Raw genomic sequence first — 17,419 nt, forward strand, 5'->3', positions numbered from 1 at the left:
CAGTTTTAGGATAAGCAATCCTCTCGCTTGTGACTTATTTATTAGGCTTAAGGTTACAAAGAGCTGGTATAAGAAGCAGGAGGCTCATCAAAGAGCACCGTGGTCATATAGCGTTCTGTCCAAGCCCTGCCAAAGGCTTTTTCAAGCACACGGCGGGTTTTATCGTTCTGCTGTTGTTGGTGGCAGTACTGCCGCTGCCCGGCAATGACCGCTTCCGGATGATCGGTGGGGATGGCCTGCCGGCTCAATTGACAGTGAAGCATCAAGTACTCGCCGACGCGATCGAGAAATTGCCGTTCCTCAGTTTCTCCCTGTGGCCGAATAAAAATACAAAAGGGCGAGAAGATATGTCCCCAAGGGGGCAACTCACGGGGTTGACGAAAGGTGAGTTGCGGCAGCGCACTCAGGGCTGAGACATAGGCAGCGGGCAACTGACCCGTCACAGGGGAGAGATCCACAATTGCAGCACTGATTTGCCCCCGGCCACCCACCAGATCACAGCCAAACATCGGCAGATCGTAGCGCGGCTCCGGAAACATGACGCAGTGCAAAATTTCCAAGCTTTCTCCCACCCGTGCCAGTTCGAGGTGGAGTTTGCGAAAGGGCGGCGCTTGGTAGCAGTGGTTTTCAATTGTGAGTCGCTCCCCCTCCAGTTTGCCCTCGACATACCCCAGATCCTCGGGCAGAGGATAGGGGGCTAAGGACAAAAAGGTCTGCCACGCCTGCTCAATGCGATCGGCAAGGCGCTGAATCAGGGGATGCTGCTGGTGACGGAGAGCCATAGCCTTGATCCTAACCCAAGTCTGTGCCGCTTGCGAGGGAGCGATCGCCCCCGTTAAACTAACCAAGAGTCCAACAGCCAAGGAATCATGCCAACTCAACTTGCCGCTGCCATTGATCCAAAGCAACTTCAACAGGCAATTCGTGCCAGCCAAGACTTTCTCTTTTCACAGCAATATGCCGAGGGCTACTGGTGGGCGGAATTGGAGTCCAATGTGACCATGACCGCCGAAGTGATTCTGCTCCACAAAATCTGGGGCACCGAACGGCGGCTCCCCTTGGCCAAAGCGGAACAGTATTTGCGCAACCAGCAGCGGGAGCACGGCGGCTGGGAACTGTTTTATGGGGATGGGGGTGATCTCAGCACCAGCGTAGAGGCCTACATGGGACTGCGGCTCTTGGGGGTTCCCGCGGAGGATCCGGCCTTGGTAAAGGCACGGCAATTTATCTTGGCGCGGGGCGGCATTAGCAAAACCCGTATCTTTACCAAACTGCACCTTGCCCTCATCGGTTGCTACGACTGGCGCGGCATTCCCTCCCTGCCCCCTTGGATTATGCTCTTGCCCGCGGGTAGCCCCCTCACGATCTATGAGATGTCCAGTTGGGCACGCAGCAGCACCGTGCCGCTGTTGATTGTTATGGATCGCAAGCCCGTCTATGCCATAGATCCGCCCCTTACCCTCGATGAACTCTATGCCGAAGGGCGGGCAAATGTGGTCTGGGAGCTGCCCCGCCAAGGCGACTGGAGCGATGTTTTTATCGGCCTTGATCGCCTCCTCAAACTCTTGGAAACCTTAGATATCAATCCCTTGAGGGAACAGGGGCTAAAGGCCGCCGAAGAATGGGTACTAGAGCGTCAAGAAGCCAGTGGCGATTGGGGCGGCATTATTCCGGCAATGCTTAACTCCCTGTTGGCGTTGCGTACCCTTGACTATGCCGTGGATGACCCCATTGTGCAGCGGGGGATGGCAGCGGTGGATCGTTTTGCCATTGAAACCGAGAGTGAGTATCGCGTGCAGCCCTGTGTCTCCCCGGTTTGGGATACGGCCCTGGTGATGCGGGCCATGGTGGATTCCGGCGTTGCCCCCGATCATCCCGCCCTTGTCAAAGCCGGCGAATGGCTGCTCTCCAAGCAAATCCTTGACTATGGGGATTGGCATGTCAAAAACAAAAAAGGGCAGCCGGGGGGATGGGCCTTTGAATTTGAGAATCGCTTCTACCCCGATGTGGACGATACGGCAGTGGTAGTGATGGCGCTTCACGGAGTCAGGCTACCTCATGAGAATCTGAAACGGCGCGCCATGGAACGGGCAGTGGCTTGGATTGCCTCCATGCAGTGTCGGGCGGGGGGGTGGGCGGCTTTTGATGTGGACAATGACCAAGAGTGGCTCAATGCCATTCCCTACGGGGATCTCAAGGCAATGATTGACCCGAACACTGCCGATGTGACGGCACGGGTGCTGGAGATGGTGGGGCGGTGTCAATTGAGCTTTGACAGGGATGCTCTGAATCGCGCCCTCGCTTACTTGCGCAACGAACAGGAATCGGAAGGCTGTTGGTTTGGTCGCTGGGGGGTGAACTATCTCTACGGCACCAGTGGGGTTTTGGTTGCCCTTTCCCTTGTGGCTCCTCGCTACGATCGCTGGCGCATTCGCCGTGCGGCGGAGTGGCTGGTACGGTGTCAAAATGCCGATGGGGGCTGGGGAGAAACCTGCTGGAGCTACAATGACCCTTCCCTCAAGGGCAAAGGGGATAGCACCGCCTCCCAAACGGCATGGGCAATTATTGGCCTTTTGGCTGCCGGCGATGCCACGGGCGACTATGCCACAGAGGCCATTGAAAAAGGGGTGGCCTATCTTCTGCGGACCCAGCGCCCAAATGGCACATGGCATGAGGATTACTTCACCGGCACCGGCTTTCCCTGCCACTTTTACCTGAAGTACCACTACTACCAGCAGCACTTTCCCCTGACGGCCTTGGGACGCTATGCCCGCTGGCGCAATCTTTTGGCCAGTTAGGCGAAATTAGAACGAGCGCAGGTGTTGCTGATAGGCCAAGGCATCGGTGCCACAGAGGGGCTGGGGAGTGGTCACGCACTCATTGCTTAGGCCAGAGCGGATTAAGTTTTCGGCCATCAACTGGCGATCGCGGGGAGCCGGGTGAGTACTCAAAATCGTCGGTGGTGCCCCTCCCTCCTGTTGCAATTTCTGGAGAAATGTCACCATGGCCCGTGGATCATAGTTGCTGCGAGCCAACAGCCCTAACCCATAGCGATCGGCCTCTAGTTCTTGCTCCCGACTGCGGGGACGCCGAAACGCTAGTTCCATGGCTATCTGTAGCCCGCGATCGCGATCCAAGCCCGCAGCCGTCATTAGCCCTTGGGCGATCGCCATTTGTTGTAGTTGGCGAATCACATGGCGCTGATCAATATGGCCAATTTCGTGGGCAATGACGCTTGCCAGTTCCGCCTCATTTTCTGCGCGGAGCATTAGGCCGGTAGTGACATAGACAAAGCCTCCCATGGTCGCGTAGGCATTGACTTGGCGGTCTTGAATGATGTGAAACTGGTAGGGCAAGCCTCGACGTTCGCCGACATTTACCAGCCGCGCCCCAATGCTGTTGACATAATTTTGAGCAGCGGGATTGCGAACAAGGCGCATCCCTTGGCGTAGCATTTGCTCATGGATTTGTTGCCCCAAGGCCACCTCTTGGCGGGGCGAGAGATTGGACAGCTGGATGAGTTGAATGCCCTGCAATAGCAACCGCTGCCAGAGATTTTGTGCCTGGGCAGCCACAGGATGGAGGGCGATCGCCACCCCACAGACCAAGCTGGCAAAGAGGATAAACCTACGTTGTTTTTTCACGGCTAATGCTTCGCGTAAAGTCCACACCCACGCCTAGCGGCTACTTGCCCCCTTCTGACCCCTCGATTTTAGACATTGTTCCCAAGGCTTAATGTTTTTTAATCTCTGGCACCCGTAGCCCTTTGCTGGCCAGCCACTCTGGATTAAAGAGCCGCGATTGATAGCGGGAACCCCCATCACACAGCACTGTCACAATCGTGTGGCCGGGACCCAGTTCCTTGGCAAGGCGTACCGCTGCCCCCACATTAATCCCCACCGAGCCACCCATAAAGAGGCCGTCGTAGTGCAACAGTTGATAAATGATCTCAAGGCATTCTTGATCCTCAATTTGAATTGCATCATCAATGGGGGCACCTGCTAAATTGGCCGTAATGCGGCTATTGCCAATGCCTTCTGTGATTGAACTGCCCGTGCTACAGAGTTTGCCCGTTTTGACATAGCTATAGATAGCACTGCCCATGGGATCGGCAATCACGGTGCGAATGGCGGGATTTTTTTCCTTGAGAAACATGGCCACACCCGCATAGGTTCCTCCTGTGCCGGTGGCTGCTACCCACGCATCAATGCGGCCATCGGTCTGCTCCCAAATTTCAGGCCCGGTGGTTTCGTAGTGCGCTTGACGATTGGCGAGGTTATCGAACTGGTTTGCCCAGATGGCATTCTCCATTTCGGCGGCAATGCGCCCAGAGAGCTTCACATAGTTATTGGGGTCTTTGTAGGGCACAGCAGGCACAGGGCGCACTTCGGCACCCAGAGTACGCAATAGGTCGATTTTCTCTTGAGACTGGGTATTGGGAATAACAATCAGACACTTGTAGCCCTTGGCATTGCAGATGTGGGCAAGGCCAATGCCTGTGTTGCCCGCTGTGCCTTCGACCACGGTACCCCCGGGTTGGAGCAGGCCTTTTTTCTCAGCATCTTCAATAATGTAGAGGGCTGCCCGATCCTTGACAGAGCCGCCGGGATTGAGAAACTCTGCCTTGCCGAGAATTTCACAGCCCGTGAGGTCACTAAAGTAGTTAAGGCGAATCAGCGGCGTCTGGCCAACGGTGCCCACAAAACCCTCTTTGATATCCATGCCGTCGTTGTTTTAGGTTGACCGAATACTTTTATGGTAAAGGGGTTTGCCGCCAGAATTTCCTTAAGGGGGAGCGATCGCGAAGCGCGCCTTTGGCATTCACTTTTGCTATGATTGGAGATCCTTGGAGAGGTGGCAGAGTGGTTGAATGCGCTTGACTCGAAATCAAGTTTAGGGTAACACCTAACGGGGGTTCGAATCCCCCCCTCTCCGTTAATCCCCCCGATAGTCTAGACAAGGGTGGCACGACTGAGATAAAACTTTACTCATAAAATTTGTTAATCTTGAAAAGTCCTATATGTTTACCACATCAAACAGGGTAATCTCACTTAGCAGTCTCTCCTTGGCTAGTTCTGCATATCGAGAATCAATTTCAACACCGATGCCTTTTCGTTTATTAGCAAAGGCTTCCACCAGTGTTGTACCGCTGCCACAAAAGGGATCGAAGACAATGTCCCCCGGAAAACTAAAGAGTTTGATACATCTTCTCGGTAGCTCCCTTGGAAACGGTGCAGGATGACCAATCTTTTTTTTACTCTCGCCACTGAATGTCCATAAGCCATTTGTCCATTCCATAAACTCTTCTCGCGTGATGTCTGGGTTTTGATTGGATTTGCGCCGCCACTCCTCCTTGTACAGCACAACAATTAACTCTACTGGAGCAATTACATAGGGCGCTGAAGGCGACATCCAAGATCCCCACGCTGTTCGGCGTGAAATATTCCCTTCATTCCAGATAATTGTGGATTGATATTTCCAACCAACCTCTTGGGCTAAAACCGTCAAATCCGCGCCAACACTGCGCTGCCCTCCTTTGTTTTTATCTAGTGGAATATTGAGACACAATCGTCCCCCTATTTTTGCCCAATTAAAACAGTTGGCCATCCAAACTCTGCTAAATTCTAAATAATCCCTATAGGGAACATCATCCTTCACTGAGCGATACTCAAGACCTACATTATAGGGGGGCGAAGTGATAACTAGATCAATAAAAGGCTCAGTAAATAAGTCTGGCTCAAGGCTATCGGCAATAAATAGCCAAGTGTCCTTCATGTGAAAAAACGCTTCCTTTTTAGAGTTCAACTTCATTGATTCTCCCGCAGTATCGTTTCAAGATCACCCAGCAAATCGTTTATAGATTTTATTTTATCACTTCTATCAAAATCTTCCTTTGCAATATAAATTCCATCAAGCTCATAATCCAATACAATGCGTGCCTTTTTCGGACTGATCTTTGATATTTCATTATCCTTATCAGGAGTGACTAGTAAGACTCGTATATGCCTTGTAGTGTTATAGTTAGACAATTTAATTTTCCAGTAGGGGGTTTCAGTGTATCTCTCACGAAAAGAATTTTTGACGGAAATAATCACTATCACTCGACAATTATTTTTCTTATAAATAATAATATCACTATCTGGTAATAATGAGTATTTACCAAAGAAAACCTCTACATTTCTTCTTACTTGTTCCAACTCTGCAGTTTTAGGCTTGATTAATTCACGATCAGATGTCATTCCTAATCCATGGCTATTACAAAAATCTCTCAAAAGCCTTTTAACAATCTCTTCTAAGACCTGACCAATGGTTGAAACCCACGCTTGTCTTGCTGTTTTATTATCTCCATAAGAATGATTTGAATAAAAGTGCTTTGATTGCTGATAAAAGAATTCATTTAATTTCTCAAATGCTGCATCACCATTCTCTTTGAGAAAAGTTTCAAACCTATCAAGAATTTGTTTTTTATCCACTCGCTCTTTTCCTACCTTAGCAAATGAACTCAGGCTATCGGTTGATCAAGCTAGAGGACTTCCACAACTCTACCCCATCCCGCTGATCAATCCCTTGCAAAAGTACCTTGACCACTTCATCGCGAGCTGTGGGCAGCACTTTACCGGTAAAGTCGGGGTGAATCGGCAATTCTCGGTGCCCGCGATCAATCAGCGCCAGTAACCAAATGGCACTGGGGCGACCATAGTCATGCACAGCATTCAAGGCAGCGCGAATGGTGCGGCCACTGAAAATCACATCATCTACCAAGACCACAATCCGACCGGAGAGATCCACCGGAATTAGGGTCTGCCGCGGTGTCCGCGGGCCAATGCGATCCAAGTCATCGCGATAAAACGTAATATCCAATTCGCCAATGGGGAGGCTCACCCCTTCCAGTTGTGCAACTTGTTGCCCCAAGAGCTTGGCAAGGGGAACGCCACGGGTATGAATCCCCAGCAATATCAATTTGTCGAGGGCATCGCGCGCCTTCTCCACCACTTGGGAGGCTAAGCGCGTGACAGTGCGCCGCAGATCCTCGGCACTGAGAATTTCAACGACTTCACTAGGCATAGCCGTTACGGTAAGGAATTTACAAATTTTAGCGAAATTCCCGCAAAAAGAAACCCTACGCCAAGCGGGTAGGGCCAAAGACGCAGTTAGGAGGTATCTTGCTTCCCTACGATACTGCCGATATTTTCGTCGGGCCAAAGCTTTTACCAATTCTTTAGATTTGGCGCAACTAACTGTTACAATACACAAGAAACTGTTATTTAGAATACCAAATTCTCCAGCTCTTTTCTAAACTGCGCGGGGATGTGGTTTTGACGGTTTGAAGTGTCTTCAATTCTTCTGAAAAAGACTGTAGGTGGCTTGCTCTGCTGTCGCTCCATTACCCTAAAAGCTAGGAAAGAATTCTTCAGAATTGGGCAATGAGCAGCACTCCCTTTCGCATTCACGCACCTTTTGAACCCACGGGGGATCAACCCCAAGCCATTCAAAAGCTGGTCGCCGGGGTACGGGCAGGGCATCGCTTCCAAACCCTACTGGGGGCAACGGGCACCGGCAAAACCCACACCATTGCCCGCGTAATCGAGGCCATCGGTCGCCCGACCCTTGTCCTTGCCCACAACAAAACCCTTGCGGCGCAACTATGCAATGAACTGCGCTCCTTCTTTCCGGAAAATGCCGTTGAGTACTTTATCTCCTACTACGACTACTATCAGCCGGAGGCCTACATTCCCGTTACCGACACCTACATTGAAAAAAGTGCCTCGATTAATGAAGAAATTGATATGCTGCGCCACTCCGCCACCCGCTCCCTCTTTGAACGGCGGGATGTAATTGTGGTTGCCTCGATTAGTTGCATCTACGGCTTAGGTATTCCGGCGGAGTATCTCAAAGCAGCCATTCCCCTTGCGGTGGGTCATGAAGTGGATCTGCGGCAACTGCTGCGGCAATTGGCCACCATTCAATACACTCGCAACGATGTCGAACTGGGGCGGGGACGCTTCCGGGTCAGGGGGGATGTGCTTGAGATTGGCCCTGCCTATGAGGATCGCATCATTCGCGTGGAGTTCTTTGGGGATGAAATCGAAGCCATTCGCTATGTGGATCCGCTGACGGGGGAAACGTTGCAGAGCGTGGAGCGCCTGAATATCTACCCTGCCAAGCACTTTGTGACCCCTGCGGAACGCCTTGAAGCCGCCTGTAGGGCAATTGAGGCGGAACTCAAAGAGCGCGTTGCCCAGTTAGAGGCCGAAAATAAGCTCCTGGAGGCACAGCGCCTCAGCCAGCGCACCCGCTATGACTTGGAAATGCTGCGGCAGGTGGGCTACTGCAATGGGGTGGAAAACTACTCACGGCACCTAGCAGGACGGGCAGCGGGAGAACCGCCGGAGTGCTTGATTGATTACTTTCCTGAGGACTGGCTCTTGGTAGTGGATGAGTCCCATGTGACGGTGCCGCAGATTCGCGGGATGTTCAACGGCGACCAAGCGCGCAAAAAAGTGCTGATTGACCACGGCTTTCGCCTGCCCAGCGCAGCCGATAATCGCCCTCTGAAGGCGGAGGAATTCTGGCAAAAGGTGAAGCAGTGCATTTTTGTGTCGGCCACCCCCGGCGATTGGGAATTGGCAATGTCCGAAGGGCAGGTGGTAGAGCAAATTATTCGCCCCACAGGGGTGGTGGATCCAGAAATTTTTGTCCGCCCGACCCAAGGACAGGTGGATGACCTCTATGCCGAGATTTGCCGGCGCTGCGATCGCCAGGAGCGGGTACTGGTGACCACCCTCACCAAACGCATGGCTGAAGATCTCACGGAATACTTCCAAGAACGGGGTGTGCGGGTACGTTATTTGCACTCGGAAATCAATGCCATTGAGCGCATTGAGATTCTGGAAGCCCTGCGGCAGGGGGATTTTGATGTGCTGATTGGGGTCAACCTACTGCGGGAGGGACTAGACTTGCCGGAGGTATCCCTAGTGGCAATTTTGGATGCCGATAAAGAGGGCTTCCTGCGGGCGGAGCGATCGCTGATTCAAATGATTGGTCGGGCAGCGCGGCATGTCCGTGGACAGGCCATTCTCTATGCCGACACCCTCACCGACAGTATGCAAAAGGCCATCCAAGAAACGGAGCGCCGCCGCGCAATTCAACTGGCCTACAACCAAGCCCACGGGATCACCCCTCAGCCCATTGTCAAGAAAACCAGCAATGCCATCTTGGCCTTTTTGGATGTCTCGCGCCGCCTTAATGCCGAGTCAGTGCCCGTCTTATCTTCCCAAACCTTGCAGGAACTGAGTTTAGAGGACATCCCTCAACTGATCCAAGACCTTGAGGCAAAAATGAAGGCGGCTGCCCAAGAACTGGCCTTCGAGGAGGCTGCCCGCTACCGCGATCAAATTAAGCGTTTGCGCGATCGCCTCGTGGGGCACGCCTAGAATTATGAACTTTTGTAATGCTTCGCAACAGTCCGTAAACGGGAGGGAAGGGGGAGAAGCCTGAGCGTGATAAGCTAAGTACGATTTTAGATCCGCGCAATTTCGGCTGGCGTTCGGGTTGACGCTAGTTTTACCAGTTCTAGGAGTAAGAAACACCTATGCGTGATGCCGTCACCACACTGATTAAAAACTATGACTCCACCGGTCGCTACCTCGATCGCGATGCTGTTGACAGTTTGCGCTCCTACTTTAATTCCGGTGCGGTACGGGTTAAAGCAGCGGCAATCATCAATGGAGATGCCGCAGCCATTGTTAAGGAAGCGGGTTCTGCCCTCTTTACAGAGCAGCCGGAACTGATTCAACCCGGCGGCAATGCCTATACCACCCGCCGCTACGCCACCTGCCTGCGGGATATGGACTACTACTTACGCTATGCCACCTACGCCATCGTGGCCGGAGATGTGGATGTCCTCAACGAGCGTGTCCTTGAAGGTCTGCGGGAAACCTACAACTCCCTTGGGGTGCCCATTGGGCCAACGGTGCGGGGGATTCAAATCATGAAAGAGATTGTGCGCGATCGCGTGGCAGCCGCCGGCATTGAAGACACCAGCATTGTTGAACAGCCCTTTGATTATATGTGCCGCCAACTCAGTGAAGTGAATATCTAGAAGGCTCTGCAACAATGGAGGGCGGTGGCATCGGCGATCGCCCTTTTATTCTGTAACAGGTATGAAAATCCGCATTGGCAATGGTTACGACATCCATCAGTTGGTTCCAGGGCGGCCTCTGATTTTAGGCGGCGTCAAACTAGAACACTCCCGAGGACTCTTGGGACATAGTGATGCCGATGTCCTCACCCATGCCATCATGGACGCCCTCTTGGGTGCCCTCAGCCTTGGTGATATTGGCCATTACTTTCCCCCCGGTGATCCGCAGTGGGCAGGGGTCGATAGCCAAGTCTTGCTGGCAAAAGTGGCGGCACTGATTTCAGAACGGGGCTGGCAGGTGGGCAACATTGATGCAGTCGTCGTGGCAGAGCGACCCAAGCTCAAACCCTACCTCGATCAGATGCGCGATCGCCTTGCAACCACCCTAGGGATCGATCGCGACCAGATTAGTATCAAAGCCACCACCAATGAAAAACTAGGACCTGTGGGGCGTGAAGAAGGTATTGCTGCCTATGCGGTGGCGCTGCTCTACTCAGAGGCTTAGGATGAACCACTAACTGACATAAAGACTGTAGTGAAAGTCTGTTTCCTCGCACTGGCTTTGTTCGAGATTGGCGTGGCGAAAATTCGCCCAGCGACAGATGGCATGGTTGAGATTAGCGCGCACAAACAGGGCACGGGCAAAGTAACCCCGCGTTAGCCCTGCGTAGGCTAAGTTGGCTCCATAGAAGTTACAGCGATAGGCTTGCACCCCCTCAAGGGAAGCCTGCACCAGTTGCGCAAAACGCAGCGTAGCCTCATTGAGACTCGCTCCCATCAGCAGGGCAAAGGAAAAGTCACTGGCCGCTGCACGGGCATGGCTCAAATCCGCTTCACACCAATTGCTGTGGCGACAATCCGCCTGCTCAAGGGTTGCCCAAGAGAAATCGGCATAGGTAAACCGGGCGTGCTGGAGGTTGGCCAGTTGAAAATTTGCCCGCTGGGCCGTGGCGCGATCGCCCACTGTTTTCAAGAACAAGACCCCTCGGCAATCGGCATCATCGAGGTTAGCTGCTGTCAGATCTGCCTCATAAAGGTTAGCAAAACGCAAATCCCCGTGGGCAAGGTTGACCTCCCGCAGACAGGCACGGCTAAGATTGCAGCCCCGCAGGTCATAGCCCCGCAGATCCATGCCCGTCAGATTCATCTCACTCAAATCTACAGTAAGCTGAGGATTAGTTCGCCGCCATTCGTTCCAGAGGTGTTTCCCCCCCCGCAGGCGATCGCTCAGTACCTGATTTAAGTGTCCTTTGATCATCATTCTTACCTTGAGATTCTTCACATTTCGTTATCGTGACGCGAAATTTGATAGAATTCCATCTATGTAGCCCTATCGCTGACGGAAGGAGAATGGGTTTGAAACAGGCAACCCTACATCAGCTTAAGGTTTTTGAGGTCACTGCTCGCCACGGAAGTTTTACCCGCGCTGCCGAGGAACTCTTTCTCACGCAGCCCACAGTCTCGATTCAGATGAAGCAGTTGACCCGTGCTGTTGGTATGCCCCTCTTTGAGCAAGTGGGCAAGCGGCTCTATCTCACGGAAGCCGGCAAGGAACTGCTGGCCACCTGTCAAGATATCTTTGAGCGGCTGGAGCGGTTTGAAATGGCCGTTGCCAACCTCAAAGGTCTAAAGCAGGGACACTTGCGGCTGTGTGTCATTACCACGGCCAAATATGTGATTCCCCGACTACTGGGGCCTTTTTGCCAGCGCTATCCGGGGATTGATGTCGCCCTGACGGTCACCAACCACGAGCAGGTGGTGGAGCGCATCCGAGGCAATATGGACGATCTCTATATTCCCAGTTGTCCGCCGGAGAATGTAGATGTGGAGTGCCACCGCTTTTTGGATAACCCCCTGGTGGTGGTTGCCCCCAGTCACCATCGCCTCAGTGGCCGCAGTAAAATCCCGATCCAAGAACTGGCCGGAGAACCCTTTATTATGCGGGAGCAGGGGTCGGGCACCCGCCAAGCGGTGGAGAAACTCTTTGCAGAGCACAATGTGCCGATCAATATCCGTCTTGAGCTGGGGAGCAACGAGTCCATTAAGCAGGCGATCGCCGGCGGCTTGGGGATTTCTGTCCTGTCTCACCATTGCTTAGCCCTAGACCGTGAGTCCAGCCAGTTGACGATTCTCGATGTCGAACATTTCCCGATTCAGCGGCACTGGCATCTGGTCTATCCCGCTGGCAAACAACTATCGGTAGTGGCTCAGGCCTTCTTTGACTATGTGTCCACTGAGGGTCGGGAGATGATTGAATCGAGCCTCACCTATCCCAGTGTGGCAGCGCCGGCCAAGGAACTCAACCCCGTCTAGCATGACAGCGCTCCAATTTCTCACCTGTCCCGATCCGCCGATCGCGGCAGATCACAGCCTTCTATTGCTCCACGGCTGGGGTGCCAATGCCGCAGACCTCATTTCCCTTGGATCGCTGCTGGCTCCCCAAGCCCAAACCTACGCAGCGGAAGCCCCCTTTCCCCATCCCTACGTCGCCCAAGGGCGGATGTGGTATGACCTGAATCACCACAATACCCTCAGTGGCTCATTACTCCTCGATGAGCGGGCAACGGATCTAGCCACCAGTGAAGCCGCACTGCGGCAGTGGATTGCCAGTTTGCCCATTGATCTCGGCCGCACAATTTTAGGAGGATTCTCCCAAGGGGGAGCACTGACATTAGCCGTGGGGTTAACGTTGCCCTTGGCGGGGTTAGTGGTCTTTAGCGGCTATTTGGTTCGCCCGCCGCTGGTGACGGCCACCTCGCCACCGGTGTTGATGATCCACGGCACAGCGGATCCGGTGGTGCCCTTTGCCAGTGCCCAAGCCGGTTGGCAAGCCCTACAAGCAGCGGGCGTCAAGGGAGCCTTTCATGCTCTACCCATGGCCCATGAAATTAATGGGGAGGCGATCGCGATCGCGCGTCAGTTTATTGAAAATACCCTTTCTAAAATCAACTCAAATTGAGTAACCCATAGGCAAGCAAAGCGCTACCGATTGGAACCGTGAGATTGTCAATTCCCCGCCAAGCAATGAGTTCCAAGAGGGTTGCCCCCCCACCCACCAAGGGAGCCATCCAGACCACTTCAAGGGGCGCAAGAGAGTGCAGGGAAAGCGCAGCAACCACCGTGCTCACAGAGAACATCGTCAGGGTTCCTTCCCAGCTTTTAGCGGTTCCCGGCAGGGGATGGCGTCCCCAGTTCATCCCCACCAAGGCAGCCAAGCCATCTCCCCAAGCCATGACCAAAATGCCCAGAATGGCCAGTTGCGGCAAGGTGTCCCAAAAGAGTCCCATCAATGTGCCAATACTCACGGCATAAAAAAACGTGCCCCAGCTTTGGCGCCCCACGGCACTGATACTGGGAAAAATCGGCACCCAATGGGAAACCACCGTGATTACCCCGGCAACCGCTGCGGCCACAATTCCCCAACTCGTCGGTACCCCTAGGGCATAGGCAATCAGGATTACTTGACCCGCACCAATGTGAACCACTTTCCGTGACCATTCCTTGGCATTGGGAAACCAAGCGTGAATCAGTTCTGCGGTTAACAGCACCAAGCCCAGCCAACTTGTGACCAAAACTCCTGCCCAGACCATTGTCATTGCTATCCTCAGATTGCTGTGGCTCCTTACTTTGTCTGCTGGGCAAAAAACTGAGTCACAATCTCAAGGATGCGATCGCTAGCATGACCATCGCCAAAGGGATTAATCGCCGTTGCCATGCGGTCGTAGGCCACTGGATCCGTGAGCAATTCAATTGCTGCCGCTGCAATTGTATCCGCAAATGTGCCCACCAGCTTGGCGGTGCCGGCGGTCACCGCTTCCGGCCGTTCGGTGGTTTCCCGCAACACCAGCACCGGTTTACCGAGGCTAGGGGCTTCCTCTTGCAGGCCACCGGAATCCGTGAGCAGGAGCGTTGATCTTTTAATCGCTGCCACAAGGGCAGGGTAGTCCAGTGGCTCAGTAAGAAAAACGCGGGGATGATGCCCCAAATAAGCTTTGAGGGGTTCACGCACCATAGGATTGCGGTGCAGCGGTAAGAGCAAGGCGGTATCGGGAAGAGTGTTCAAAATTTTTAAGAAGCCATGGGCAATGTCCTCTAGGGGAGCACCCCAGTTTTCGCGACGGTGAACGGTTGCAAGCAGAACGCGATACTGTTGCCAGTCAAGGCCGGGGACAGGGCACACTGGCTGGCGATCGGCCACCTGTAGGAGGGCATCAATGACGGTATTGCCCGTCAAGTGAATGGTACCTGTGACCCCGGCAGCCTGAAGATTTTTGACAGCTTGTTCTGTAGGGGCAAAATGTAACTGCGCCAATTGGGAAATCAGCCGACGGTTGGCCTCTTCGGGATAGGGATTATAGAGATCGTCGGTGCGCAAGCCTGCTTCCACGTGACCGACGGGAATCTGCTGATAAAAGGCGGCAAGGGTAGCGGCAAAGGCAGTGGTCGTATCTCCTTGAACCAACACCAGACGGGGCAGGAGTTCTTGATAGAGTTGCTCAAGTCCTTGCAGGGCACGACAGGTAATTTCCGTCAGGGTTTGCTGCGGCTGCATAATGGCCAAGTCCCGATCCGCCCGCAGGTCAAACAGTGCCATCACCTGATCCACCATTTCACGGTGCTGCCCCGTAAGAACAACAGAGGGGGCAAAGTGGGGCGATCGCTGGAAAGCTTGAATGACCGGTGCCAATTTGATTGCCTCCGGGCGGGTACCCAACGTAATACAGATTGGGATTGGGGAAGCAACCATAGCTGCTTAGATGCTCAGAGCAATAACTCTTAGTGTAACCAGAAGTGAATGTGCCATCTTTATGAAAAGGACTGTATATTAATAATAGAAGGGTTTGCAGCAGTGATCTATAAGTTATTCAAAATTATACATATTTATACTTTTATCCTGTATAATAATTGCTATGAGTAAACTATCCATCCCTCACGCCCTTCAGAAGGACACCAGTTACTTGGCCAAGAACCACGGCAAGGTGATCATCGAAGACCTGACTATATCGGGGATGCTCAAAAACCATAGATTAGCGAGCGCTATCGCCGACTGTGGTTTCTTTGAATTTCGGCGGCAGTCGGACTATAAATGTGCTTGGTATGGAAATAAACTAACTGTTGTTGACAGGTTTTACCCCTCCAGTCAAATATGCTCTCACTGTGCACATCGGCAAAAGATGCCGCTAAAAGAACGAGTTTACAACCGTGCTCATTATGGCATTTCCATAGATAGAGACTTGAATGCGAGTCTCAAGCTGTTGAATTTTGTAAGTACCCCAAGCTCTGGGGGAATTGACGCCTGTGGAGAAGTAACCCCCCTTGAGAGCGTTGCTCTTGAGACTTCGGTGAAGCAGGAAGTAAGCAGCAAATCTAAACAATGGAGTCTATTTGACTTGACTGGATAGATTTGTATAAGTCTTACAGAGCGGAATGCACTGCCATTGCGCTCCTGAGGTGGCCATGATTGAAATGACCGTTGCTGGGATTGCCCTTGATGCCACTAACCGTCGCACCCCAATTGTGTTGCTCAAAGACGGTGCGGGACGGCGAGCGTTGCCCATCTGGATTGGGGATAATGAGGCGCGGGCTATTTTAATGGCTCTAGAAAATCAACGGGCACCGCGACCGATGACCCATGATCTGATGGCAAATATTCTCAATGAATGGAATATGACCCTAGAGCGGGTGGTGATCCACTCCCTCGAAGACAACACCTACTATGCAGTGCTGACGCTGCGACAAGGAGAAACGCGCAAGGAAATTGATGCTCGTCCCAGTGATGCCATTGCCCTTGCTCTGCGCTGTGATTGTCCGATTTGGGTCATGGAAGCAGTTGTTGCCGATGCCTCGATTCCCGTGGATCGCGATGCCGACGAGGAAGAACGCCAAGCCTTTCGCCGTTTTCTAGATTCCATTCGCCCCGAAGATTTTATTCAGCAGGGACGGGGAATGGAGGAGGATTCCTCCGCAGGCTAGGATGCGCTACCGCCGCTTTGGTTGCACGGGGCTAAATCTATCCGTGTTTTCCCTCGGAACGATGCGTGCCTTGGGCAGTCCTGAGGTCATGCAAGCGGTCATTGAGGGGGCGATCGCCTACGGCATTAACCACATTGAAACCGCTGCGGCCTACGGTGCCAGTGAAGCTTACATTGGTCGTGCCCTTAAGGCGTTGGGTCAGCCTCCTGTTTTTATCACCACCAAACTATTACCCCAAGGGGATGCGGATCAGGTACAGCGGCAAATTGAGCAATCCCTTGAGCGTCTCCAAGTCTCACGATTAGACGCTGTTGCCCTGCATGGGCTAAATACCCCTGAGCATTTCGCATGGCTCACTAGTGGTGGGATGGAAAGGCTGCGGCAATTGCAAGCAAAGGGGGTGATTGGTGCTTTGGGCTTTTCCAGTCATGGATCGCTACCTGTGATTTTGCAGGCAATCGCCAGCAACCAGTTTGCCTTTGTGAATCTCCACTACACCTACTTTCAGCAACGCAATGCCCCGGCGGTCGCGGCAGCTGCCGAGCGGGAAATGGGGATTTTCATCATTTCCCCGGCCGACAAAGGGGGAAAACTCTACCGGCCTTCCCAACGCCTTCAAGACCTGTGCGCGCCCTTTCACCCCCTCCATTGGAGCTATCGCTGGTTACTGAGTCAGCCTGCCATCACCACCTTGAGTATTGGACCTGCCAGCGTTGGTGAGCTAGCCTTTCCCTTAGCTGTCGCCGATCAGGTGGATCCCCTTAGCCCTGAGGAACAAGCCGTGGGCGATCGCCTGCAAGCGGTCATGCAGGAAGCCTTGGGCAAAGATTTGTGCCACCAGTGTTACGCCTGTCTACCCTGTCCGGAGGAGATCCATATCCCCGAAGTGTTGCGGCTTCGCAACTTGGCTGTCGCCTATGACATGACCGAATTTGGCAAGTATCGCTATGGGATGTTTGGCCGCGCCGGGCATTGGTTTCCGGGTCAACCGGCCAACCGCTGTACCGACTGTGGCGATTGTTTGCCCCGCTGTCCTAGTGGCTTGGAGATTCCTCGCTTATTGCGGGAAACCCATGCGCAGTTGCAAGGTACCTCGCGATCGCGCCTTTGGCAGGATATTTAATCAAAAATCGAAAAAACTTCCCACCCTAGTGCAAAAATACTCACCCCAAGTTGCTTATATCAGCTTGAAATAATTTAATTTAATAGTAGTCAGCGCTCTCTATAGGCTGCTGGAGTGCTGCTCAGCAACATCGGCTCGTCAATCGCGTTCGAGAAATTGCATTAGCATAGCATTGTAGTTTT

General features: G+C 53.0%; 17 protein-coding genes, 1 tRNA gene and 1 pseudogene. 10 read left to right on the forward strand and 9 right to left on the reverse strand.

Annotated features, from left to right (window positions below):
- Positions 1-53 precede the first annotated feature (53 nt).
- A complete protein-coding gene (locus tag ACK4IR_RS10895) occupies positions 54-782 on the reverse strand; it encodes a phycocyanobilin:ferredoxin oxidoreductase (protein ID WP_409874410.1) in 729 nt (242 codons plus the stop codon).
- Positions 783-869: 87 nt separating this feature from the next.
- On the opposite strand from ACK4IR_RS10895, the gene shc reads away from it, so the two are divergent.
- Positions 870-2,798 carry a squalene--hopene cyclase gene (gene shc / locus ACK4IR_RS10900; protein ID WP_409874384.1) on the forward strand — a complete coding sequence of 643 codons (1,929 nt, stop codon included), beginning with the start codon at positions 870-872 and terminating at the stop codon, positions 2,796-2,798.
- A gap of 6 nt (positions 2,799-2,804) precedes the next feature.
- Here shc and ACK4IR_RS10905 read toward each other — a convergent pair whose 3' ends face one another.
- Both ACK4IR_RS10905 and ACK4IR_RS10910 read right to left on the reverse strand, forming a co-directional pair.
- Positions 2,805-3,644 carry a M48 family metallopeptidase gene (locus ACK4IR_RS10905; protein ID WP_409874385.1) on the reverse strand — a complete coding sequence of 280 codons (840 nt, stop codon included), beginning with the start codon at positions 3,642-3,644 and terminating at the stop codon, positions 2,805-2,807.
- Between the two features lie 88 nt (positions 3,645-3,732).
- The gene (locus ACK4IR_RS10910; RefSeq protein WP_409874386.1) at positions 3,733-4,722 is read right to left on the reverse strand and encodes a cysteine synthase A; all 990 of its coding nucleotides are present in this window, start codon (positions 4,720-4,722) and stop codon (positions 3,733-3,735) included.
- Between the two features lie 126 nt (positions 4,723-4,848).
- Between ACK4IR_RS10910 and ACK4IR_RS10915 the strand changes: the two genes are divergently transcribed.
- Positions 4,849-4,935: transfer RNA gene (locus ACK4IR_RS10915), tRNA-Ser, on the forward strand.
- An 81-nt stretch (positions 4,936-5,016) separates the two neighbouring features.
- Here ACK4IR_RS10915 and ACK4IR_RS10920 read toward each other — a convergent pair.
- From ACK4IR_RS10920 to pyrR, 3 genes are read right to left on the reverse strand one after another with little or no spacing between them, the layout of a single operon-like run.
- Positions 5,017-5,811 (reverse strand): DNA-methyltransferase, encoded by a 795-nt coding sequence (locus ACK4IR_RS10920; protein WP_409874387.1) that lies wholly within the window; start codon positions 5,809-5,811, stop codon positions 5,017-5,019.
- A complete protein-coding gene (locus tag ACK4IR_RS10925) occupies positions 5,808-6,473 on the reverse strand; it encodes a BsaWI family type II restriction enzyme (protein ID WP_409874388.1) in 666 nt (221 codons plus the stop codon). The genes ACK4IR_RS10920 and ACK4IR_RS10925 overlap by 4 nt, the downstream gene beginning before the upstream one ends.
- A gap of 34 nt (positions 6,474-6,507) precedes the next feature.
- On the reverse strand, positions 6,508-7,065 hold the full coding sequence (gene pyrR, locus ACK4IR_RS10930) for a bifunctional pyr operon transcriptional regulator/uracil phosphoribosyltransferase PyrR (RefSeq protein ID WP_409874389.1): 558 nt from the start codon (positions 7,063-7,065) through the stop codon (positions 6,508-6,510).
- A gap of 359 nt (positions 7,066-7,424) precedes the next feature.
- Between pyrR and uvrB the strand changes: the two genes are divergently transcribed.
- The 3 genes from uvrB to ispF all read left to right on the forward strand — a co-directional run bounded on the left by uvrB (position 7,425) and on the right by ispF (position 10,646).
- Positions 7,425-9,434 carry an excinuclease ABC subunit UvrB gene (uvrB, locus tag ACK4IR_RS10935; protein WP_409874390.1) on the forward strand — a complete coding sequence of 670 codons (2,010 nt, stop codon included), beginning with the start codon at positions 7,425-7,427 and terminating at the stop codon, positions 9,432-9,434.
- 158 nt (positions 9,435-9,592) lie between these two features.
- Positions 9,593-10,102: an allophycocyanin subunit beta gene (apcB, locus tag ACK4IR_RS10940; RefSeq protein ID WP_409874391.1), complete on the forward strand. Its 510-nt coding sequence runs from the start codon at positions 9,593-9,595 to the stop codon at positions 10,100-10,102.
- A gap of 61 nt (positions 10,103-10,163) precedes the next feature.
- The gene (gene ispF, locus ACK4IR_RS10945) at positions 10,164-10,646 is read left to right on the forward strand and encodes a 2-C-methyl-D-erythritol 2,4-cyclodiphosphate synthase (protein ID WP_409874392.1); all 483 of its coding nucleotides are present in this window, start codon (positions 10,164-10,166) and stop codon (positions 10,644-10,646) included.
- Positions 10,647-10,655: 9 nt separating this feature from the next.
- Here ispF and ACK4IR_RS10950 read toward each other — a convergent pair whose 3' ends face one another.
- Entirely contained in the window at positions 10,656-11,402 is a 747-nt protein-coding gene (locus ACK4IR_RS10950) for a pentapeptide repeat-containing protein (RefSeq protein ID WP_409874393.1), read from the reverse strand.
- 95 nt (positions 11,403-11,497) lie between these two features.
- Between ACK4IR_RS10950 and ACK4IR_RS10955 the strand changes: the two genes are divergently transcribed.
- The gene (locus ACK4IR_RS10955) at positions 11,498-12,454 is read left to right on the forward strand and encodes a LysR substrate-binding domain-containing protein (RefSeq protein ID WP_409874394.1); all 957 of its coding nucleotides are present in this window, start codon (positions 11,498-11,500) and stop codon (positions 12,452-12,454) included.
- Position 12,455: 1 nt separating this feature from the next.
- On the forward strand, positions 12,456-13,100 hold the full coding sequence (locus tag ACK4IR_RS10960; RefSeq protein ID WP_409874395.1) for an alpha/beta hydrolase: 645 nt from the start codon (positions 12,456-12,458) through the stop codon (positions 13,098-13,100).
- Here the strand turns inward: ACK4IR_RS10960 and ACK4IR_RS10965 are convergent.
- Positions 13,087-13,737 (reverse strand): diacylglycerol/polyprenol kinase family protein, encoded by a 651-nt coding sequence (locus tag ACK4IR_RS10965; protein WP_409874396.1) that lies wholly within the window; start codon positions 13,735-13,737, stop codon positions 13,087-13,089. The genes ACK4IR_RS10960 and ACK4IR_RS10965 overlap by 14 nt on opposite strands.
- 26 nt (positions 13,738-13,763) lie before the next feature.
- A complete protein-coding gene (gene wecB, locus ACK4IR_RS10970) occupies positions 13,764-14,888 on the reverse strand; it encodes a non-hydrolyzing UDP-N-acetylglucosamine 2-epimerase (protein WP_409874397.1) in 1,125 nt (374 codons plus the stop codon).
- Between the two features lie 190 nt (positions 14,889-15,078).
- On the opposite strand from wecB, the pseudogene ACK4IR_RS10975 reads away from it, so the two are divergent.
- From ACK4IR_RS10975 to ACK4IR_RS10985, 3 genes and pseudogenes are all read left to right on the forward strand, one after another.
- A pseudogene (locus tag ACK4IR_RS10975) lies at positions 15,079-15,543 on the forward strand (RNA-guided endonuclease InsQ/TnpB family protein); the annotation flags it as partial.
- Positions 15,544-15,598: 55 nt separating this feature from the next.
- The gene (locus ACK4IR_RS10980) at positions 15,599-16,114 is read left to right on the forward strand and encodes a bifunctional nuclease family protein (RefSeq protein ID WP_181496909.1); all 516 of its coding nucleotides are present in this window, start codon (positions 15,599-15,601) and stop codon (positions 16,112-16,114) included.
- A gap of 1 nt (position 16,115) precedes the next feature.
- Positions 16,116-17,237: an aldo/keto reductase gene (locus ACK4IR_RS10985; protein WP_409874398.1), complete on the forward strand. Its 1,122-nt coding sequence runs from the start codon at positions 16,116-16,118 to the stop codon at positions 17,235-17,237.
- Positions 17,238-17,419: the final 182 nt, after the last annotated feature.

Source organism: Thermosynechococcus sp. (assembly GCF_046299635.1).
Taxonomy (GTDB): Bacteria; Cyanobacteriota; Cyanobacteriia; order Thermosynechococcales; family Thermosynechococcaceae; genus Thermosynechococcus.